Raw genomic sequence first — 20,273 nt, forward strand, 5'->3', positions numbered from 1 at the left:
GGAGAACAGTACGGCTACCGCTCCGTAGGCCTGGCTGACTTGGCTCAACCTGTTCCAGTCCATACCCGCGGGTGCTGCTGCCCGAAGGATGAAAGGGGACCACGCGACGAGTGCTACGAGTCCCATTCCGGTGGCTGTCCAGAGGATCCGTTGTTTCCACAGCCCGTGGTACGGCATCTACCCTCCCCCGGCCCTGCAATGACTAGCAGACATCCCCAGCAGCAGAGCTCATAGCAAGATGGCATAGGTCGGCGGGAATGCTAGATCAAACAACCACGAACATGACGGAGGAAACGATCCCAGCTCGTCACCGTGAAGAGTAGTTGCGGACTTGCCACCATTTTCGAGTCCCGAATCCGTATGCCGTCACGGGTACATGCAGCCTCAAGACAGTTCGCACCGGTGGCAGATCGTGAGCTCTTGCGCCAGGCCTGTTCAGTCACTCGGCCTCCTCCGGTCGTCGACACAGCCATACTCGCGAAGCCACACGCCCGCGTCCAGTAGGGGAACCGCCGCCCAGTGATGGCAGGTCGTGACGGCGGATCCGGAGGGGGCGTGGGACGGCTGCAAGCGGATGCACTGGGAGTCGAAGACCGACAGACGGCCCGACACGGGCGTTGGCGGCAGCCCTCGACACACCGCCTTCTGGCAGCCGCACGGCCCGAAAGGCTGTCAGTCGGCAAGAGGACAAGCACAGCGCCCGTCTCAGTTTCCGTCTCGTTCATCGCCGTACGCGGCGGTCCGAGGCCTTTCACCATGACCCGGCGGGCACGGCGGCCGTACGGGAATGAACGCGATTGAACGCGTCCGGATCACGCTCTGACCAGCACCGACAAACCTGCAAAGCGAGTTACGCGGGTTCGATTCCCGCCACGGCCTCCAATGGCGCGGTGCAGCAGTATCAGGCTGTGGACGAGGGTGGAGATGTCCTCGTTCGAGGGGTGGAGCGTGGCTTCCTCAGGGCTCCACAGGTATATCTCGCCCGTGGTGCCGTCGAGGAGCGGGGCGTGGGGGCCCGGCATGGTGCCGAGGTGGATCAAGTGGGCGGCCCGGGGCGGGAGTTCCGTGGCCGGGTCGTCGGCGTGGTGCTCGGTGAGGGTGGGCAGGGGGATGTCCGTGTCCGTGTCCGGGCTCAGGAGGCGGGGGTCGTCGGGGAGGCCCGTCTCCGTCAGGAAGCGGCGGGTCGGCTCGTGGGTCAGCGTGGGCGGGAAGTCGACCTCCTCGAAGCGGATCACGCGGCCCCGGCCGAACTCCCGCTCCAGCAGGCGCGGGGGAAGGTCCAGGGCCAGGCCCGAGGAGCCGCGGCGGTGCGTCGCGTAGGGCGCGAAGCGGGCCGCGGCTTCCCCAGTCCGTGTCCTCACCGCCGTGGCGGTGCCGGTCGTACTCATGTGGTCCCCCGTGTTCCCGACGTGCCGCGAAGCCCTCGCCCCACTGCCCGGAACACTACGCCGCGCCACTGACAACGCCCCGGGCCTGTGGAAAACCCCGGGGCGGGGCGCTCACTGGCCGGTGACCACCGCGGCCTGGGGGCGGATCGGGAGGCGGTTGACCGCCCGTCCGGTGGCCGCCCGTACCGCGGAGGCGACGGCGGCCGGGGACGTGACCACCGGGACCGCGCTGACCGCCTTCGCGCCGAACGGCGCCACGACGTCCCGCTCCTCGACCAGCTTCACGATCTGGATGTCGGGCGCGTCCAGGGCGGTCGGCAGGGCGTAGCCCGTCAGGTCGGGGTGGCGGATCAGGCCGCGCGGGGTGCGCAGGTTCTCCGTGAGGGCGATGCCCACGCCCTGGGTGACGCCCGCCTCGATGCGGGAGGCCAGCTGCGCGGGGTTCAGGACCCGGCCCACGTCCTGGGCGACCGCCAGTTCCACCACCCGGACCGAACCCAGCTCGATGTCGACGTCCACCACCGCGCGGATCGCGCAGAACGCCAGGCCCACGAAGGCGTCGCCCTGCCCCGCCCCGTCCAGCGGCTCGGTGGGGTGCGGACGGCACTGCGCGGTGGCCCACAGCTCCTTGCCGTCCAGCGCCTCCGTCACCGTCGTGGACAGCACGCCGTCGTACGAGGTGATCTTGCCGTCGGTGATCTGCAGCAGCTCGGTGGACATGCCGAACTTGTGGGCCAGCGGCTGCAGAAGCTGCGTACGGACCATCTTCGCGGCGCGCTCCACCGCACCGCCCGACACCCATGTGTGCCGGCCCCGGCAGCCGGCGCCGGCCGGGGGCTGGTCGGTGTCGACCGGGGCCACGTGCACCTCGTCGAGGCCGAGCGTCTCCTGGACGATCTGCCGGGCCAGCGTGGTGAAGCCCTGGCCGGTCTCGACGGCCGCGCACAGCACGGTCGCCACCCCGCCCTGCACCTTCACCGTGGCCGTGGACACCTCGTCGGCGCCCTCCGCGCCGAGCATGTGCACCATGCCCAGGCCGTACCCCACGCCCCGGCGCACCGCGCCCGGTTCGCCCGCGCCCTCGGGGCCCCCGGGCAGCAGCCAGTCCTCCTCGGGCGTGTCCTTGGGCAGCGGGGGCAGCGGGTGCTCCCGCACCGCCTGGAGCAGCTCGGCGACCGGCGCCGGGCACGTCACCGTCTGGCCGGTGGGCAGCACGTCGCCGGTGGCCATGACGTTGCGCATCCGCAGCTCAGCCGGGTCGAGGCCGAGCCTCTTGGCGAGCTTGTCCATCTGCGCCTCGTAGGCGGCGCACACCTGCATCGCGCCCTCGCCGCGCACATGCCCGGAGGGCGGGTTGTTGGTGCGCACGGCCCAGCCCTCGATGAAGGCGTTCGGCACGACGTACGGGCCGCAGGCGAAGGACACCGCGGCGGCGAGCGCCTCGCCGGAGGTGTCGGCGTAGGCGCCCGCGTCCAGCAGGATCTGCGCCTCGACCTTCACCAGCCTGCCCTCGGCGTCGGCGTGGTGGCGGTAGCGCAGCAGGGTCGGGTGGCGGTGGGCGTGGCCGAGGAAGGACTCCTCGCGGGTCGCGGTCAGCTTCACCGGGCAGCCGGTGCGCAGGGCCAGCAGGCCGAGCGGGAGCTGGAAGCCCTGGTCCTCGCGGTCGGCGGTGGCGCCCGGGACACCGGTGACGACGATCTTCACGCGCTCGGGTTCGAGGCCGTAGCAGGCGGCGAGGGCGTCGCGGTCGGCGTGCGGGTCGGTGGAGGCCAGGTACAGCTCCACTCCGCCGTCCGGCCGGGGCACCGCCAGGCCCGCCTCGGCGCCGATGGGCGCGGGGTCCTGGCGGCCGATGCGGTACAGGCCCTCGACGACGATGTCGCCGGCCGCGTCCGGGTCGCCGTGGCGCAGCGGGATGTGCCGGATCAGGTTGCCGTCGGGGTGCAGGGGCTCGGCCTGGAAGGCCTGTTCGGGGTCGGTCACCGGGTCGAGTACTTCGTACTCGACGATGACGGCCGCGGCGGCCATCCGCGCGGTGTCGGGGTGGTCGGCGGCGACGGCCGCGATGGGCTCGCCGTGGTGGCGTACGACCTCGGAGGCGAACACGGGGCGGTCGGCGGTGCCGCGCCCGTACAGCGGGCGGCCGGGCACGTCCTCGTGGGTGACGACGGCACGCACACCGGGCATCTCGCGCGCGTGGGTGGTGTCGATGGACACGATGCGCGCGTGCGGGTGCGGTGAGCGCAGCACGGCCGCCCACAGCAGGCCCTCGGCCCACAGGTCGGCCGCGTAGGGGAAGGTGCCCTCGGTCTTTGCGCGGGCGTCGGCGGCCGGCAGTGAGGAGCCGAGGCCGTGCGGCAGCGGCTCCGGGGCGGGGGCGGCCTCCGCGGCGGCGGTGGCGGCGGTCGTTGCCTCGTTGCTCACGCCTGGCCTCCGTCCTGGCCGTACGGGCCGTGCGGTTCCCTGGGCTCGAACGCCGAGGGGTGCACACCTCCGGCTCCCGGGCCCGCCTGGTGCGGAATGCGCGGCTCGTCGCCGTCCTGTTCGCCCTCGGCGGCGGACTGCGCCTCGCGCTCGGCGACGACCTCCTTGACGGCCTCCAGTACGCCCCGGTAGCCCGAGCAGCGGCACAGGTTGCCGCACAGGGCCTGCCGGGTCTCCAGCTCGGTCGGTGCCGGATTGCCCTCCAGCAGGTCGTGCACGGTCATCGCCATGCCGGGCACGCAGAAGCCGCACTGCACCGCGCCGCACCGCGCGAGCGCCCGCTGCACGTCCGAGGGCTGCCCGTCGGCGGCGAGACCCTCGACCGTACGGACCTCGCTGCCCGCCGCGGTGACGGCGGGCACCAGGCAGGAGGCGACGAGGCGGCCGTCGACCTGGACGTTGCAGGCCCCGCACTCGCCCTGCGAGCAGCCGTCCTTGGCGCCGGCGAGGCCGAGGCGCTCGCGCAGCACGTACAGCAGCGACTCGCCGATCCACGCGTCGGTGACGGGGCGGTCGACGCCGTTGACGCGCAGCACGTAGGAGGCGAGGGGGTGTTCGTCGTGCGGGGCCGAGGGGGGCGGGTCGTGCGCTTCGTGCCCTTGGGGCACGTCGTCCGGGCCGTCCGCCGGTGCGGCCTCCTCCGGTGAGCCGTGCGCGTCCTGCGAGCCGTGCGCGTCCCGTACGCCGTGCGCGTCCTGCGAGCCGTGCGGATCCCGTGCGGGGGCGGGGTCGGCGGACGCCGGAGCCGTGGCCGAGGCCGCGGCGGGGCCCGGGCCCCTGAGGGGCTCCTCGGCAGCCCGGGCGGCGGGCCCGGCCTCCTCGTCCACGGTGGGGTGCGCGAGCGGCTCAGCGGGGCCGCCGGCGGCCTCCATGGCCCCTTCGCGGTCCTCGGCGCCCTCGGTGCCGTCACTGCCGTCGCTGTCGTCGATGGCCCCGGCAAGCCCACCGCCGCCGGGAGCCGGCCGCATCGCGGCCTGGGCGGAGATCTCCCCGGACTCCGGGCGCCGGGCCGGGTCGCTCCCGCCCTCGCCCCCGGGCTCGGGCCTGCCCCACGGCTCCGTCGCCCAGGGCGCGGGCGCGCCGCCGGGAAGGGTGGCCGGCGGGGTGCCGCCCCACTGCTGCACGAGGGACGAGGTGGTGAACTCGCCCGATTCGTCCGGGAGATCGCCCCCTGCGACGGGGATCGACCACTGCCCGGTCACATCGTGACCGGCCGCGTCACGACCGTGCCCGGAAGGGCCGTGGGCGGCCGGAGCGTGCCCGGACCGTCCGTGCGCGGACGGCGCCTGCTCGGTGCCGCCCCCCGCCTGGGCGTCCTCGAAGGTCCACTGCTGGGTGGCGCCCGGGCGGTAGGTGAACCGGTCGTCCGCGCCCGTGTCCGCGTCCCGCGGCACGGCGTTCGGGTCGGGCCACCGGGCGCCGCCGTCCGGGGCGCCGGGCACGGCCCAGCTGCCGGTGGCGGACGGGTCGGCGGCCTCGGCCGGGGCGGACGTGACCGTTATCTGCGGGGGCACGTACCCGTGGCCGGGCGCGGCGAGGGGACTGTCGGCGGCCAGGAGCGCGTCGATGCCTCCCTCGGGGAGCTTCACGAACGCGGTGGCGCCGTCGTCGTAGTCGCCCTGGGGCAGCGGGTCCCAGCGGCCGCCGCTGCCCCTCGCGCCCTCCTCGTGCTGGTCGTCGGTCACGACAGCGCCCTCCCCAGTGCTCGTCGGGCCAGCGCGGCGACGGTGCGCCGCAGGTGCAGTACGGCGGGCGGAAGCTGCTGCACGGAGCCGTCCTCGGCCGGGGGCTGGTCGGGGATGCAGGCCGCGGCGACGTACTCGCCGAAGGCGTTCAGCGCCTCGGGGACGATCGCGCGGCTGTTGTCCCAGTCGATGAGCCCGGCCACCCACTGCTCGGCGTCCAGGGGCCGCAGCGGCATCGGCGCTATGGCGCCCACCGCGCAGCGCACCCCGCGCCGGGCCGGGTCGAGGACGACGGCCACGGAGGCGGTCGCGCGGCCCGGGCCGGTGCGGCCGGTGGCCTTGAGGAACACCTGCGGCGCGTGCAGCAGCGGCACGCGCACGTAGCCGATGAGCTCGCCCGCGCGGAGCATCTCCACGCCGGCCAGCAGGTGCGACACCGGGATCTCCCGGCGGGCTCCGCCCGGGCCGGCGATGATCAGCGTCGCCTCGAGGGCGGCGAGCACCGGCAGCGCGTCCCCGGTGGGGGCGGCCGAGGCGATGTTGCCGCCCAGGGTGCCCGCGTTGCGGATGTGCGGCGGTCCGGCTGCGCGCGCGGCGGCGGCCAGCGCCGGGATCAGCGCGGCGAAGTCGGGGCGTCCCATGCGCGCGTGGGTGAGGCCGGCGCCGAGCAGGGCGTGGCCGTCCTGGTACTGCCAGCCGCGGATCTCGCTGATCCGGCCGAGGCCGACCAGCGCGGCGGGCCTGAGCTGCCCGGAGTTGACGGCGGCCATGAGGTCGGTGCCGCCGGCCACGGGCACGGCGGCGGGCACGGCGGTGAGCGCCGCCACGGCCTCGTCCAGCGTCGTGGGCAGCGTGACGGCCTGCGCCGCCTGCGGTGCGTGCGTGGTCAAACCGGCTGCCCCTTCCCGCTGCCCCACTGGTCCCACCTGTGCTGCCGTACGGTACGTGCTGACAGGGCGGACGTGGCAACTCTGGCACATCTTCGCAGGGGCCGAGGACGGGGGTCCGCTAGGAGGCATTCGCCCACCTCATCGGGGACATGGCCCGATTTGGCACGGCATCACCGGTGCGAGCGAATTCCCACTCTTCGCTGACTCTTGCGGGTTTTTTCCCGTGTGTGTTCGAGACAGCCCGAGGGGCCGTTCACCGCGCGGGCGGCGGGCCCTGCGCGGGCCGGCCGGGGACGCCGGGGCGCCGCTGCCAGGGGTGAGGTCCGCCGGGCGGGCGGTAGGCGACGCCGAGGGCGTCCAGACGCCGGTAGTGGCTGTTCATGCGCCGCTCGAAGCCGGCGAAGTCCCGCGACTCCGGGGCGGGCAGGGCGCTCCAGGCGACCTCGGCGAAGGCGGCGAGCCGGGGGAACACCTGGTAGTCCACACGGTCCTGGCTGTCCATCACCTCGGTCCACACGTTGGCCTGGGTGCCCAGCACATGTCCGGCCCGGGCGGCCTCCAGCTCGGGCGGGAGCGGCTCGAACCGGTAGACGTCCTCCAGGGTGCGCACGTACCCGATCGGCACCGGCTCGTCCTCGCCCGGGGCCTGACGGTGGTCCAGATACACCTGCTGCTCGGGGCACATGACCACGTCGTGCCCGGCCCGCGCGGCGGCGATCCCGCCCGCGTAACCGCGCCAGGAGGACACGGCGGCGCCCGGGGCGAGGCCGCCCTCAAGGATCTCGTCCCAGCCGATGAGCCGGCGCCCGCGCGCGGAGAGCCACTGGTCGAAGTGGCCGACGAACCACGCCTGGAGCTCGTCCTCGCCGGCGAGTCCCAGTTCCTTGATGCGTGCCTGCGCGGTGGGCGAGGCGCGCCACTGGTCCTTGGGGCACTCGTCGCCGCCGATGTGGAAGAAGGCCGAGAAGGGGCCGGCGCCGGCGGGGAACAGCTCGAGGAGTTCCTCGAAGACGTCCTCGTAGAAGCGCAGGGTGCGGTCGGTGGGGGCGAGGACGTTCGGGTTGATGCCCCAGTCGTCCCAGACGGTGAGGGCGGCGGTGTCGACGACGTCGGTGTTGCCCAGTTCCGGGTACGCGGCGATGGCGGCCTGCGAGTGGCCCGGTACGTCGATCTCGGGCACCACGGAGATGTGCCGCTCGGCCGCGTAGGCGACGATCTCGCGGATGTCGTCGCGCGTGTAGTGGCCGCCGTGCGGCTTGTCCTCCCAGAGTGTGGAGGTTCCGTGGCCGATTCTGGTGCGCGCCCGCCAGGAGCCGACCTCGGTGAGCCTCGGGTACCGCTGGATCTCGACCCGCCAGCCCTGGTCGTCCGTCAGGTGCAGGTGCAGCACGTTGAGTTTGTGCGCGGCCATCAGGTCGAGGTGGCGCAGCACGCCGTCCTTGGGCGTGAAGTGGCGGGCCACGTCCAGCATGAGTCCGCGCCAGCGGAAGCGGGGCGCGTCCTCGATGACGCAGGCGGGCAGGGCGCGGGAGGCGTCCGGACGTACGGGGGCGCGGCGGAAGGCGTCCGGGCCGAGCAGCTGGCGCAGGGTCTGCGCCCCCCAGAAGACGCCGGCCGGACCGCCGCCCCGGATCTCGACGCCGTGGCCGGGAGTGACGGTCAGCCGGTACGCCTCGGAGGCCAGCGTGTCGTCGAGCTCCAGCCGGACCCGGTTCCGCCCGGCCCCGTCGCCGGCGGGCTCCTCGTGTGGGCCCCCGTCGCGAGCGGCCGGGAAGGGCAGCCCGAGGGCCGCACCGAGCGTGGCGCGAAGCCACCGCTCGGCGGTGCCCGTACCGGGCGCGGCGCACAGGGCGGTGTCCCGGTCGAGCCGGAACCCACCGCGCGCCTCGCCTTCGACGGCGCGGGGCGCCGGGATCACGTCGGATACGTCACGGTCGGTCTCGTCCTGCGGCACGCACCGAGCCTATGGACTGCCCCCGGCGCCCACAAGAGGTCTGGACCAAAGAGCCCCACTCGCAAGAGGTCCGGACCGAAGAGCCCGCCGGGCGGGCCCGAGCCGCTCCCGGCCCGGAGCCTACTTGTCGCCGCCCTTGCCGCCCTTGTCGTCGCCGCTGCCCATGGACTCGTAGATCTCCTTGCACAGGGGACACACGGGGTACTTCTTGGGGTCGCGGCCGGGCACCCACACCTTGCCGCACAGCGCCACGACGGGCGTCCCGTCCAGGGCGCTCGCCATGATCTTGTCCTTCTGGACGTAGTGGGCGAAGCGCTCGTGGTCACCGTCGCCGTGGGACACCTGCGGCGTCGGCTCTACGAGGGTCCCCGTACCAGTCCCGCGCTCGGGCTCGAGAGTGCTCATAAGCCCCAGGGTACTGAAGCCCCGGTGAAGCTCACACGCATCAGTTGAGCGAGGGGTCGTCCGGATACGTGGCCACCATCGCCAGCTCGTTGCGCTGGCGGCGCAGCACCTCGCGCCAGAGTCTCTCCGGGGACGGCGAGGAGACGTCACCGGGCTCGGACTCCACCACGTACCAGGCGCCTTCCTCGAGCTCGTCCTCCAGCTGGCCCGGGCCCCAGCCGGCGTACCCGGCGAAGATGCGCAGCGAGCCGAGGGCGGAGGCCAGCAGCTCGGGCGGGGCCTCCAGGTCGACCAGGCCGATCGCGCCGTGCACCCGGCGCCAGCCGAGGGGCGAGCGCCCGCCCGTGCCGCCGCCGGGGATGACGGCGACGCCGAGTGCGGAGTCCAGCGAGACCGGGCCGCCCTGGAAGACCACGCCGGGCTCGCCGGCGAGGTCCGCCCAGCCCTCGAGGATGTCGCCCACGTCCACGGGGGTGGGGCGGTTGAGGACGACACCCAGGGAGCCCTCCTCGTCGTGGTCGAGAAGGAGCACCACCGCGCGGTCGAAGTTCGGGTCCGCCAGGGCGGGGGTTGCCACGAGCAGCCGCCCTGTGAGCGAGGACACCTCGGTCATGCCAGACATGATCCCGCATCTTCCCCACGCGTGGGGAGCCAATCCGGCTACGTGAGTGAGGCCTGCTCACGCCCGCCGGAAGCACCGAGGGCGCACGGGGGCGCCGGTGACCCCATGTGCCCGGTGCTCAACGGTTCGTGTTGTGACACAGCTATGACCTGACTGGGTGGTCCTCGGGCTTACTTAAGGGGGGCGCACGGCGATTACTCTGTCTCTCCGGCCCCTGACCGAAGTGATCGGCCGGCTCCTGCCCAACTCATCGGAACGCGAGATACATGACCGTCAACGACGATGTCCTGCTTGTCCATGGCGGAACCCCGCTGGAGGGCGAGATCCGTGTCCGCGGTGCGAAGAACCTCGTGCCGAAGGCCATGGTCGCCGCTCTGCTGGGCAGTGCGCCAAGTCGGCTGCGCAACGTTCCGGACATCCGTGACGTGCGCGTCGTACGCGGTCTGCTGCAACTGCACGGTGTGACGGTCCGTCCGGGTGACGAGCCGGGTGAGCTGGTGCTCGACCCGACGCACGTGGAGAGCGCGAACGTCGCCGACATCGATGCCCACGCGGGTTCGTCGCGCATTCCCATCCTGTTCTGCGGCCCGCTGCTGCACCGCCTCGGGCACGCGTTCATCCCCGGCCTCGGCGGCTGCGACATCGGCGGCCGGCCCATCGACTTCCACTTCGACGTGCTCCGGCAGTTCGGCGCGCGGATCGAGAAGCGCGCGGACGGGCAGTACCTGGAGGCTCCGCAGCGGCTGCGCGGCACCAAGATCCGCCTGCCGTACCCGTCGGTGGGCGCGACCGAGCAGGTGCTGCTGACGGCCGTACTGGCCGAGGGCGTCACGGAGTTGTCCAACGCGGCGGTCGAGCCCGAGATCGAGGACCTCATCTGCGTCCTGCAGAAGATGGGCGCGATCATCGCGATGGACACCGACCGCACGATCCGCATCACCGGTGTGGACAGCCTCGGCGGCTACACCCACCGCGCGCTGGCGGACCGCCTGGAGGCCGCGTCCTGGGCGTCGGCGGCGCTGGCGACCGAGGGCGACATCTACGTCCACGGCGCCCAGCAGCGGTCGATGATGACGTTCCTGAACACCTACCGGAAGGTGGGCGGCGCCTTCGAGATCGACGACGAGGGCATCCGCTTCTGGCACCCCGGCGGGCAGTTGAAGTCCATCGCGCTGGAGACGGACGTGCACCCCGGTTTCCAGACCGACTGGCAGCAGCCCCTGGTGGTCGCGCTGACCCAGGCCACCGGCCTGTCGATCATCCACGAGACGGTCTACGAGTCCCGCCTCGGCTTCACCTCCGCGCTGAACCAGATGGGCGCGCACATCCAGCTCTACCGCGAGTGCCTGGGCAGCTCGGACTGCCGCTTCGGGCAGCGCAACTTCCTGCACTCCGCGGTGGTGTCGGGCCCGACGAAGCTCCAGGGCGCCGACCTGGTCATCCCCGACCTGCGCGGCGGCTTCTCGTACCTCATCGCCGCCCTCGCCGCCCAGGGCACCTCCCGGGTCCACGGCATCGACCTGATCAACCGGGGCTACGAGAACTTCATGGAGAAGCTCGTCGAACTCGGGGCGAAGGTGGAACTGCCGGGCCAGGCGCTCGGCTGACCGGCCGCGCGAGGACGCGCGTACGCGTACGACGATGGGGCGGCCCCCCGGGAAGGGGGGCCGCCCCATTGACGTCGTGGCCGGCCCTAGGCGGCCGAGTACGCCGTCTCGCGGCGCACCGACGGCAAGGTCACTTGCCCTTGGCGGCTTCCTTGAGCTTGCTGCCCGCGGAGACCTTCACGCTGTAGCCGGCCGGGATCTGGATCGGCTCGCCGGTCTGCGGGTTGCGGGCGGTGCGAGCGGCACGGTGGGTGCGCTCGAAGGTGAGGAAACCAGGGATGGTGACCTTCTCGTCCCCCTTGGAGACGATGTCGCCGACGACGTCGGCGAACGCGGCCAGCACGGCGTCGGCGTCCTTGCGGGTCACCTCGGCGCGGTCGGCCAGCGCGGCCACCAGCTCACTGCGGTTCATGTTGTTACTCCCATGTTCTTCTTGCCGTTGAGGCGTGCCACGCGGCTCAGCCGCATATCGGGCACAGCGAGGCCGATGCTGCCAGGCTCCTCGGTGGGTCCCCGGACCCGGGTCCGTCGCCGGACCCTCGCGCCCAGGGAGGCATCCTGCCCCCACCTGCGGCGGGAAAGCCAATCCGGCACCCGTAGGAGTCGTGAGAACACCCTTGGGAGTCACACGAAAAGAGGGCCTGGCCCGGCCGTCACCATAGAGGGCGCGCGAAGGCGCCCGGTTCAGCGACGCGCCGGTGGACCGCCGTGGCGATCCTCACAGGCGCGCCGCACGGGCGGGACCTACGACGCGGAGGCCGCCGGGGCCGCCGAGGCTCCCGTCCTCGCCGCGTCGCGGACCGCGCCGGCCACCGCGCCCGCGACCTTGTCGTTGAAGACGGACGGGATGATGTAGTTCGGGTTCAGCTCGTCCTCGGTGACCACGTCGGCCAGGGCCTTCGCCGCGGCCAGCATCATCTCCGTGTTGACGGTGCGGGACTGCGCGTCCAGCAGGCCGCGGAACACACCCGGGAAGACCAGCACATTGTTGATCTGGTTGGGGAAGTCGGAGCGGCCGGTGGCCACAACCGCCGCGGTCTGGCGGGCGATTGCCGGGTCCACCTCGGGGTCCGGATTCGCGAGCGCGAACACGATCGCGCCGTCCGCCATGGCGGCCACGTCGTCGCCGTCGAGCACGTTGGGCGCGGAGACCCCGATGAAGACGTCCGCGCCGCGCACGGCCTCCTTCAGGGTGCCGGTGAGGTTCTCGGGGTTGGTGTTGTCGGCGATCCAGCGCAGCGCCGACCCGGGGGCGGCCTCGCGCAGGTCCTCGCGGCCGGCGTGGACCACGCCGTGGATGTCGGCCACGACGGCGTTCTTCACGCCCGCGGCGAGCAGCAGCTTGAGGATGGCGGTGCCCGCGGCGCCGGCGCCGGACATCACGACCCGGATGCTCTCGATCGACTTGCCGGTGCAGCGCAGCGCGTTGGTCAGGGCGGCGAGCACGACGATCGCGGTGCCGTGCTGGTCGTCGTGGAAGACGGGGATGTCCAGGGCCTCGCGCAGCCGGGCCTCGATCTCGAAGCAGCGCGGGGCGGAGATGTCCTCGAGGTTGATGCCGGCGAACCCGGGGGCGATCGCCTTGACGATCTCGACGATGGCGTCGGTGTCCTGGGTGTCCAGGCACAGCGGCCAGGCGTCGATGCCGGCGAAGCGCTTGAAGAGGGCCGCCTTGCCCTCCATGACGGGCAGCGCGGCCTTCGGGCCGATGTTGCCGAGGCCCAGCACGGCGGAGCCGTCCGTCACGACCGCAACGGAATTGCGCTTGATGGTGAGGCGGCGGGCGTCCTCGGGGTTCTCGGCGATCGCCATGCAGACGCGGGCCACGCCGGGCGTGTAGACCATGGACAGGTCGTCACGGTTGCGGATGGGGTGCTTGGACGCCATCTCGATCTTGCCGCCGAGGTGCATGAGGAACGTACGGTCGGAGACCTTGCCGAGCGTGACGCCCTCGATGCCGCGCAGCTTCTCGACGATCTCGTCGGCGTGCGCGGTGGAGGTGGCCGCGATGGTGACGTCGATACGGAGCTTCTCGTGGCCGGACGCGGTGACGTCGAGGCCGGTGACCGAGCCTCCGGAGGACTCCACGGCGGTGGTGAGCTGTGAGACGGCCGTTCCGCTCGCGGGCACCTCCAGCCGGATGGTCATCGAGTAGGAGACGCTGGGCGCCGTTGCCATGGCCGACTTCCTCTGCTTTCACCGTGTCGCGTGTAGTGCCGTCCGATCGTCGCACCTACCCCTGAGTACGTGGTAGTCGCATCGGATTGCGAACGTTTTGTTCATGAACGAAAGAGGTCCACGCCGCGGCGGACGTGGACCTCTTGGACGTTCAGTGACACCGACCCGCCATGCTCGCCTCGCGGCAAGTGGTCGCTCGTAGCGACGAAGGTTGGGCCCGGGGGCTTGGATCGGGCCGGTGCCACACCCAGGCTAACAAACAGACGCCCGTGAACCATTCCCCTTGCCGCAGGAGCACCCGGTTCTCAGTCCCGCAGCAGGTCGGGCACCCCGGAGGCGTCCGGCTCGTCGCGTTCCCCGGAGACCACGGTGAGCTGCTGGGTGGCCCGGGTGAGGGCCACGTACAGCACGCGCAGGCCGGCCGGGGACTCGTCGGCGATCTCGGCGGGCGAGACGACCAGCGTGGCGTCGTACTCCAGGCCCTTGGCCTCCAGGCTGCCGAGCGCCACCACCCGGTCGCCGAGTCCGGCCAGCCAGCGGCGGGCCTCCTCGCGCCGGTTCATGGCGACGACCACGCCGACCGTGCCGTCCACCCGGTCCAGCAGACGTGCCGCCTCCTCGCGCACGGTGTGCCCGAAGCCGCCGTCCGCGACGGCGTAGCGCGGCTCGACGCCCGTGGAGCGCACCGCGGAGGGCGCCTTCGCTCCCGGCATGGCGAGGGCGAGCACCTTGGAGGCCAGCTCGGCGATCTCGGCGGGGTTGCGGTAGTTCACCGTGAGCTCGAAGCGGCGGCGCGGCCGGGTGCCCAGGGCCTCGTCGCGGGCCTCCGCCGCCTCGTCCGGGTCGGACCAGGAGGACTGGGCCGGGTCGCCGACGACCGTCCAGGTGGCGTGCCGGCCGCGGCGGCCGACCATGCGCCACTGCATGGGCGTGAGGTCCTGCGCCTCGTCCACGATGACGTGCGCGTACTCCGTGCGCTCCTGCGCCAGCCGCTCGGCCCGCTCGCGCTGCGACTCCTCGCGCACCGGCATGAGCTCCTCGAGGCCGGTGAGCTGGTCCAGCGGGTCCAGCTCGCGCTTCCGGCGCGGGCGGGCCGGGGTGCCGAGGATCGCCTGGAGCTCGTCCAGCAGGGCGATGTCGTGCACCGAGTGCCCGTCCCGCCTGAGCGAGCGGGCGACGCGGCGCACCTCGCCGGGGTTGAGGATCCGGCGCGCCCAGCGCCCGAGGCGCCGCTCGTCGGCCATCGCGGCGAGCACGGCCCCGGGGGTCAGCTCGGGCCACCAGGCGTCGAGGAAGGCGATGAAGGAGTCCTCACCGGTGACGTCCTCGTCGAAGGAGGAGCGCAGCTCGGCCGCCAGCTCGGGGTCGGTGTGCCGGCCCGCGCCGCCGGACTTCGCCCACAGGGCGTCCAGCAGCAGTCTGCGGGCGCGCGGGCGCAGCAGGTTGACCGGGGCCGTACCGCCGAGGGCGGTGTGCCGGATCCGGTCGAGCTCGGCGCTCTCCAGCTCCAGGCGCCGGCCGAAGGCGACGACCCGCAGCCTGGTGGGCGGCTCGTTCACCTCGAGGGCCCCGCGCGCCGCCTTCCGCAGCACCTTCAGCATCCGGTACGAGCCCTTGGCGCGGGCCACGGACGGGGTGTCGTACACGGTGGCCTCGGCGCCGTCGACGAGCGAGCCGATGGCCCGGATGGCGACCTGGCCCTCCTCGCCGAGCGAGGGCAGCACGCCCTCGGTGTAGGCCACCAGCAGCGGGGTGGGCGAGACGATCAGGATGCCGCCCGCGTACCGGCGCCGGTCCTGGTAGAGCAGGTAGGCCGCCCGGTGCAGGGCGACCGCCGTCTTGCCGGTGCCGGGGCCGCCCTCCACGTACGTCACGGAGGCGGCGGGGGCGCGGATGACCAGGTCCTGCTCGGCCTGGATGGAGGCGACGATGTCGCGCATGGTGTGGCCGCGGGCCCGGCCGAGCGCGGCCATCAGCGCGCCGTCGCCGATCACGGGCAACTCGTCGCCGTCCAGGAACGCCTTCAGCTCGGGACGCATGAGGTCGTCCTCGACGCCGAGCACGCGCCGCCCCTTGGAGCGGATGACACGGCGGCGCACGACCCGTCCGGGGTCGACCGGGGTGGAGCGGTAGAAGGGGGCCGCGGCGGGCGCCCGCCAGTCGATGACCAGCGGGGCGTAGTCCTCGTCGAGGACGCCGATGCGGCCGATGTGCAGTGTCTCGGCGATGTCGGCGGTGCCGTCCTCGCGCACCACGCCCTCGGCCGGCTCGACGGCGGTGTACGCGCCGTCCGGTCCCTTCTTGCCGTCCTTGCCGCGCAGCAGGTCGATACGGCCGAAGAGGAAGTCCTCGAACTCGTTGTTCAGGCGGTTGAGGTGGATGCCCGCCCGGAACACCTGCGCGTCCCGCTCGGCCAGCGCGCCGGGCGTGCCGACCTGGCCGCGCCTGGCCGCGTCGCGCATCAGGAACTCGGCCTCGTGGATCTTCTCCTCGAGCCGCCGGTACACCCGGTCGAGGTGCGCCTGCTCCACGCCGGTCTCCCGCTCGCGCACGGAGTCGTGAGCGTGAACCGATTCGACCGCGGAATCATGTTGAGCCTGAGCGGCCACCGGGCCCCCTTCTGACGTGCTGGGCAGCCGTCAACCGTACGCGAAGGGGACCCGTCGGCGGAAGCTGTGTCCCGCCCCGGCGCTCTATGCGTTGACCTGGACGATGCGCTTGCCGTCGAAGGTCATGACCTCGAAGTGGTCGATCTCGTTCGGCTTGAAGGCCGCGCCGCCGCGGACGTAGAGGGGGTTCTTGGCCTCCTCCGTCTTGGCGTTCGGCACGCCGTAGCCCCAGTTCGGGACGGACCAGGAGGTCAGGGTCTCGCGCTCGCCGTTCTTGCCGACGGCGATGAGCGAGCACTTCTCCGGGCCGGTGACGTTTTTCAGCTGGAGGACCGCGTTGGTGCCCCAGTCCTTCTTCTCCAGCGCGACGGTCGCGGTGGCGTGCGTCGACGGGTCGGTCGCGGTGACCTTGTCCGTCATCGTGTCGAACGCCGCCTTCGCGGGGCCCGCCGCCACGTTGGTACCGCTCCCGCCGTCCGAGCCGCCGCTCGCCGCGAGCACCGCGAGCGGGCCGCCGATGATCAGCGCCGCGGCGGCCGCGACCAGGTAGAAGCCGCGCCTGCGCTTCTGTGCGCGGCGCTCGGAGACCTCGTCGACGAGCCTCTCCACCACCCGGGGGCTGGGCTTGGCCGACAGGGACTCGCCGATCGCTGGCGTACCGGAGCCGGGCAGGTCCGCGAGGGCGGCCAGCATCGGTTCCATTCCGGCCAGCTCGTCGAGCTGCTGGGCGCACCATTCGCAGGTGGCGAGGTGGGCCTCGAACGCGGTCGCCTCGGCGTCGTCCAGGATGCCGAGGGCGTAGGCGCCGACTGTCTCGTGCTCGTTCGGGGCCGGTGATCCCTGCATGGACCCAGACATACCCGAACCACCCGTTCCGAACCCCCCGTACATGCTCATCACGCCGTCACCCCCCGCTCCTCCAGAGCCAGCTTCATCGATCGCAGGGCGTAGAACACCCGTGAGCGCACGGTGCCGCTGGGTATACCCAGCGTCTCGGCAGCCTCGTTGACGGTACGCCCCTTGAAGTACGTCTCGACGAGGACCTCCCGGTGGGCAGGGGTCAGGTCGTCGAGCGCGTCCGACAGAGTCATCAGCCACAGCGCCTTGTCGATCTCGTCCTCCGCGGGGATGACCTCCAGCGGCGACGGATCGACCTCTTGCGGCCGGGCCTGCCGGCTGCGGTGGCCGTCGATGACGATGCGCCGGGCGACCGTCACCAGCCAGGGGCGTACCGAACCGGTCGCTCGATTGAGCTGACCGGCGTTCTTCCAGGCACGGATGAGCGTCTCCTGCACCACGTCCTCGGCACGCTGGCGGTCTCCGGCGACCAGCCTGAGGACATACGCAAGGAGAGGTCCGGCGTGCTCCCGATACAGAGCACGCATCAGCTCCTCGTCAGGTTCCGAGGGCTGGGACATGCGATGTCGGGCCCTCGATCCACGTTCATTGGCCACGACGGAATCCTTGCGCACGCCCACCTCCGATGTCCGGGGGTTCCCCCAGTCGGTCGCTCGTCGACGGGTACGGATGCGGAACGCGTGATGTTCAAACCCCGCCGACAGATTTCTTCGGGGTGACGTGACGAGGGGGACATGGGCGCACATTCCCACCCCTTGTTCTTTACATTTCCGACACGTTAGAAAGGTTGTCAATAGTGCCCGTGAGCCGGGAACACCAAACCGGATGTTGCGGAAATCACTTCGGCGCCGCCCGGAGGGCCCCTTCACGAAAGCGGCAAACCGGGCTTCCGGCAAGACGCGTCGGACCACTCAGGCGCGGGCGAGGGCCGCTCGGCGGCGGTGCCGGGCGACCCGCTCGCGGTTCCCGCACACCTCGCTGGAGCACCAGCGCCTTCTGCGCCCGCGCGACATGTCCAGGTAGACGATCGGGCAGTTGTCGCCCTCGCACTGCCGCAGGCTCGCCCGGGCGACGGGGTCGGTGAGCAGTTCGACGACGTCCCGTGCGAGGGCGGCGAGCAGGGCGGCGCACTCGGGCGGTCCGGCCAACTCCCGGACGAGCCGGCCGTCTTCACCACGCACGGCACGGGGAGCCGGGGGCGCGGCGGCACGGGCGAGATCGTTGACACGGTCGAGGGCACTGCCGAGGTCGTACGAGCGAGGCTCGCCGTTGAGGCAGCCACGCACCAACTGCCCCACACAGCCCCTCAGTTCGCGGAAGGCCGTGAGCCAGGCGGCGTCGGCGTGGGCGAGCGGGGTGCCCGGCGGGACGAGGCCGGAGCCGGTTATCCAGGCGCGCAGCGGGGCGAGGGAGTCCAGCCGTTCCACGGGGTGGGTCGTGGCGAGGAGGTCCAGACAGATCCGCCCGGCATCGAAGCGCGGCTCGTACGGAACCGTGGCCGTACCCAGTGCCATGTGCCTGTCACCGCCTAGGCCACTCCGGTCCCGCCGAAGGGGCGGACGGAGTGCTCGTCAGGACCGGAGAAAGATTCCCCTCCCACAGTGCCTGCCCATTCCCGGGTCCGGAACCCCTCGTACCGCACCCGTACCGCGCACCGGGCCGGGGGCGGGGGCGGCGGGGTCGTAGTGGGCTAGCCGTCGGCGTACTTGGCGTCGGCCGCCGGGTCCAGGGCGAGCCGGTACCCGCGCTTGACCACCGTCTGGACCAGCTTCGGCGAGCCGAGTGCGTTACGCAGCCGGGCCATCGCCGTCTCCACGGCATGCTCGTCGCGGCCGGCACCAGGCAGCGCGCGCAGCAGTTCGGCGCGGGAGACGACCCAGCCCGGCCGCCGCGCCAGCGCCCGCAGCAGCGACATCCCGGCCGGCGGCACGGGCCTGAGCTCGCCGTCCACCAGCACGGCGTGCCCCCGGATCTCGATGCGGTGCCCGGCGACGGGCAACGCCCGGGCCCGCCCCGGCAGTTGCTGGCACAGCAACTGCACCAGCGGCCCCAGCCGGAACCGCTCCGGCTGGACGGTGTCGATCCCGTGCGCCTGCAACGGCAGCGCGGTGACCGGCCCGACGCACGCCGGCAGCACGTCGTGGCCCAGCGCGGCGAGCAGCTCCGCCGCCAGCCCCCGCTCCTCGGCCCGCGACAGCAGCGAGGCGGCGGCCGGCGCGCTGGTGAAGGTGAGCGCGTCGAGTCCGCGCGAGACGGTCGCGTCCAGCAGCCGGTCCAGCGGCCCGGCGTCCTCCGGCGGCATCCACCGGTACACGGGCACGGGGACCACCTCCGCTCCCCCGGCCCGCAGCGCCTCCACGAACCCGGGCAGCGGCTCCCCGTGCAGCTGGACGGCGACCCGGCGCCCGTCGACGCCCTCCTCCAGCAGCCGGTCGAGCACCTCGGCCATGGACTCCGACGACGGCGACCAGTCCTCGGTGAGCCCGGCCGCCCGCACGGCGCCCTTGACCTTCGGCCCGCGCGCCAGCAACTCCACCTCGCGCAGCCCGGCGAGCAGCGCCTCGCCGAGCCCCCAGCCCTCGGCCGCCTCGATCCAGCCGCGGAACCCGATCGCGGTGGTGGCGACCACGACGTCGGGCGCCTGGCCGATGATCTCCTTGGTGGCGGCGAGGAGTTCGCCGTCGTCGGCGAGCGGCACGATGCGCAGCGCGGGCGCGTGCACGACCGAGGCGCCCCGCCGTTCGAGCAGCGCGATCAGCTCGTCGGCCCGGCGCGCGGCCGTCACACCGATGGTGAACCCGGCCAGGGGCCCGTGCTCGGGCCGCCGCGCCCGCTGGGCCCGCTGGGCCGCTTCGGGTTCCGGTTCCGGTGACTGCTGTTCGTCGTACATGGCTCTCGTCCCGCGCTCGAGTCGTCGTGCCGCTCGTCGTATCGCTTGTCGTGCCGTCTTCGTACCGTCGAGCCTGTCAACGCCGCGTGACAGGCTCGGTTCGGTGTGATGTCACCAGTGTTACGCCGTCGGTCACATCACCGCCTCACACCTCGGCGTAACCGAGCCGCGGCTCGGTGCCGGCGGCGGCCGCGGTGGCCGGAAGGGGGCCGGTGCGGCGAAGGTATACGGCCCAGGTGACGGCGAAGGCGGCGCCGTAGAAGAGGAGGAAGGCGACGAAGGCGCCGGTCCCGGAGCCGTAGGAGAGGAAGGACTGCCGGAAGGCGAGGTTGATGCCGACCCCGCCGAGCGCGCCCACGGCCCCGATGAGCCCCATGGACGCCCCGGACAGCCGCCGCCCGTACGCCACGGCCGCCTCGCCCTCCAGCCCGCGGGCGAGCGCCTTGGCGTGGAAGATCCCGGGGATCATCTTGTACGTCGACCCGTTGCCGAGCCCGCTGAGCACGAACAGCACCACGAAGACCGCCACGAACAGCGGCAGCGACCTGTGCATGCTCGCGACGACGAGGACGCCGGTGGCGGCGGCCATGGCGACGAAGTTCCACAGGGTGATGCGGGCCCCGCCGTACCGGTCGGCGAGCCGGCCGCCCAGCGGGCGGATCAGCGAGCCGAGCAGCGGCCCCATGAAGGTGAGGTACGCGGC

General features: G+C 72.7%; 17 protein-coding genes. 1 reads left to right on the forward strand and 16 read right to left on the reverse strand.

The window, feature by feature from the left end; genetic code table 11:
• Positions 1-260: 260 nt before the first annotated feature.
• The 8 genes from IE249_RS39900 to IE249_RS29875 all read right to left on the reverse strand — a co-directional run bounded on the left by IE249_RS39900 (position 261) and on the right by IE249_RS29875 (position 9,419).
• Positions 261-758: a DUF397 domain-containing protein gene (locus tag IE249_RS39900; protein ID WP_308434414.1), complete on the reverse strand. Its 498-nt coding sequence runs from the start codon at positions 756-758 to the stop codon at positions 261-263.
• 54 nt (positions 759-812) lie between these two features.
• Positions 813-1,388, reverse strand: coding sequence for an SUKH-4 family immunity protein (locus IE249_RS29845; protein WP_189709765.1), 576 nt, complete (start codon positions 1,386-1,388; stop codon positions 813-815).
• A 111-nt stretch (positions 1,389-1,499) separates the two neighbouring features.
• Positions 1,500-3,812, reverse strand: coding sequence for a xanthine dehydrogenase family protein molybdopterin-binding subunit (locus IE249_RS29850; protein WP_189709767.1), 2,313 nt, complete (start codon positions 3,810-3,812; stop codon positions 1,500-1,502).
• Entirely contained in the window at positions 3,809-5,557 is a 1,749-nt protein-coding gene (locus tag IE249_RS29855; protein ID WP_189709770.1) for a 2Fe-2S iron-sulfur cluster-binding protein, read from the reverse strand. The genes IE249_RS29850 and IE249_RS29855 overlap by 4 nt, the downstream gene beginning before the upstream one ends.
• Positions 5,554-6,447 carry an FAD binding domain-containing protein gene (locus IE249_RS29860; RefSeq protein WP_189709772.1) on the reverse strand — a complete coding sequence of 298 codons (894 nt, stop codon included), beginning with the start codon at positions 6,445-6,447 and terminating at the stop codon, positions 5,554-5,556. Before IE249_RS29860 ends, IE249_RS29855 begins: the two co-directional genes overlap by 4 nt.
• 253 nt (positions 6,448-6,700) lie before the next feature.
• Positions 6,701-8,401, reverse strand: a complete 1,701-nt coding sequence (locus IE249_RS29865) for a beta-N-acetylhexosaminidase (protein ID WP_189709774.1) — start codon at positions 8,399-8,401, stop codon at positions 6,701-6,703.
• A 120-nt stretch (positions 8,402-8,521) separates the two neighbouring features.
• A complete protein-coding gene (locus tag IE249_RS29870) occupies positions 8,522-8,806 on the reverse strand; it encodes a DUF3039 domain-containing protein (protein ID WP_189709776.1) in 285 nt (94 codons plus the stop codon).
• A 40-nt stretch (positions 8,807-8,846) separates the two neighbouring features.
• The gene (locus IE249_RS29875; protein WP_189709878.1) at positions 8,847-9,419 is read right to left on the reverse strand and encodes a YqgE/AlgH family protein; all 573 of its coding nucleotides are present in this window, start codon (positions 9,417-9,419) and stop codon (positions 8,847-8,849) included.
• 275 nt (positions 9,420-9,694) lie between these two features.
• On the opposite strand from IE249_RS29875, the gene murA reads away from it, so the two are divergent.
• Entirely contained in the window at positions 9,695-11,035 is a 1,341-nt protein-coding gene (gene murA / locus IE249_RS29880; protein ID WP_189709778.1) for a UDP-N-acetylglucosamine 1-carboxyvinyltransferase, read from the forward strand.
• Between the two features lie 130 nt (positions 11,036-11,165).
• Here the strand turns inward: murA and IE249_RS29885 are convergent, their stop codons facing one another.
• The 8 genes from IE249_RS29885 to IE249_RS38915 form a co-directional block, all read right to left on the reverse strand.
• Positions 11,166-11,447: an HU family DNA-binding protein gene (locus IE249_RS29885; protein WP_003990598.1), complete on the reverse strand. Its 282-nt coding sequence runs from the start codon at positions 11,445-11,447 to the stop codon at positions 11,166-11,168.
• Between the two features lie 332 nt (positions 11,448-11,779).
• Positions 11,780-13,213: an NAD-dependent malic enzyme gene (locus IE249_RS29890; RefSeq protein WP_189709780.1), complete on the reverse strand. Its 1,434-nt coding sequence runs from the start codon at positions 13,211-13,213 to the stop codon at positions 11,780-11,782.
• A gap of 305 nt (positions 13,214-13,518) precedes the next feature.
• Positions 13,519-15,822, reverse strand: coding sequence for a HelD family protein (locus tag IE249_RS29895; RefSeq protein WP_189709782.1), 2,304 nt, complete (start codon positions 15,820-15,822; stop codon positions 13,519-13,521).
• Positions 15,823-15,906: 84 nt separating this feature from the next.
• Positions 15,907-16,719, reverse strand: a complete 813-nt coding sequence (locus IE249_RS29900; protein ID WP_373304489.1) for an anti-sigma factor family protein — start codon at positions 16,717-16,719, stop codon at positions 15,907-15,909.
• Entirely contained in the window at positions 16,719-17,240 is a 522-nt protein-coding gene (locus tag IE249_RS29905; RefSeq protein WP_010039908.1) for a sigma-70 family RNA polymerase sigma factor, read from the reverse strand. The genes IE249_RS29900 and IE249_RS29905 overlap by 1 nt, the downstream gene beginning before the upstream one ends.
• A gap of 351 nt (positions 17,241-17,591) precedes the next feature.
• On the reverse strand, positions 17,592-18,194 hold the full coding sequence (locus IE249_RS29910) for a CGNR zinc finger domain-containing protein (protein WP_189709786.1): 603 nt from the start codon (positions 18,192-18,194) through the stop codon (positions 17,592-17,594).
• A gap of 176 nt (positions 18,195-18,370) precedes the next feature.
• On the reverse strand, positions 18,371-19,570 hold the full coding sequence (locus IE249_RS29915) for a uroporphyrinogen-III synthase (RefSeq protein ID WP_189709788.1): 1,200 nt from the start codon (positions 19,568-19,570) through the stop codon (positions 18,371-18,373).
• Between the two features lie 145 nt (positions 19,571-19,715).
• Positions 19,716-20,273 (reverse strand): MFS transporter (locus tag IE249_RS38915; protein ID WP_506367706.1); only part of this gene is annotated, 558 nt, incomplete at its 5' end.

Source organism: Streptomyces anandii JCM 4720 (genome assembly GCF_014650655.1).
Lineage (GTDB): Bacteria > Actinomycetota > Actinomycetes > Streptomycetales > Streptomycetaceae > Streptomyces > Streptomyces anandii.

Excerpts from the sequence above, each read along its gene's own strand:
- IE249_RS29885 (WP_003990598.1), bottom strand. The coding sequence starts at position 11,447 with ATGAACCGCAGTGAGCTGGTGGCCGCGCTGGCCGACCGCGCCGAGGTG.
- IE249_RS29910 (WP_189709786.1), bottom strand. The coding sequence starts at position 18,194 with ATGGCACTGGGTACGGCCACGGTTCCGTACGAGCCGCGCTTCGATGCC.
- IE249_RS39900 (WP_308434414.1), bottom strand. The coding sequence starts at position 758 with ATGGTGAAAGGCCTCGGACCGCCGCGTACGGCGATGAACGAGACGGAA.
- IE249_RS29845 (WP_189709765.1), bottom strand. The coding sequence starts at position 1,388 with ATGAGTACGACCGGCACCGCCACGGCGGTGAGGACACGGACTGGGGAA.
- IE249_RS29875 (WP_189709878.1), bottom strand. The coding sequence starts at position 9,419 with ATGACCGAGGTGTCCTCGCTCACAGGGCGGCTGCTCGTGGCAACCCCC.
- IE249_RS29890 (WP_189709780.1), bottom strand. The coding sequence starts at position 13,213 with ATGGCAACGGCGCCCAGCGTCTCCTACTCGATGACCATCCGGCTGGAG.
- murA (WP_189709778.1), top strand. The coding sequence starts at position 9,695 with ATGACCGTCAACGACGATGTCCTGCTTGTCCATGGCGGAACCCCGCTG.
- IE249_RS29915 (WP_189709788.1), bottom strand. The coding sequence starts at position 19,570 with ATGTACGACGAACAGCAGTCACCGGAACCGGAACCCGAAGCGGCCCAG.
- IE249_RS29870 (WP_189709776.1), bottom strand. The coding sequence starts at position 8,806 with ATGAGCACTCTCGAGCCCGAGCGCGGGACTGGTACGGGGACCCTCGTA.
- IE249_RS29905 (WP_010039908.1), bottom strand. The coding sequence starts at position 17,240 with ATGTCCCAGCCCTCGGAACCTGACGAGGAGCTGATGCGTGCTCTGTAT.
- IE249_RS29900 (WP_373304489.1), bottom strand. The coding sequence starts at position 16,719 with ATGAGCATGTACGGGGGGTTCGGAACGGGTGGTTCGGGTATGTCTGGG.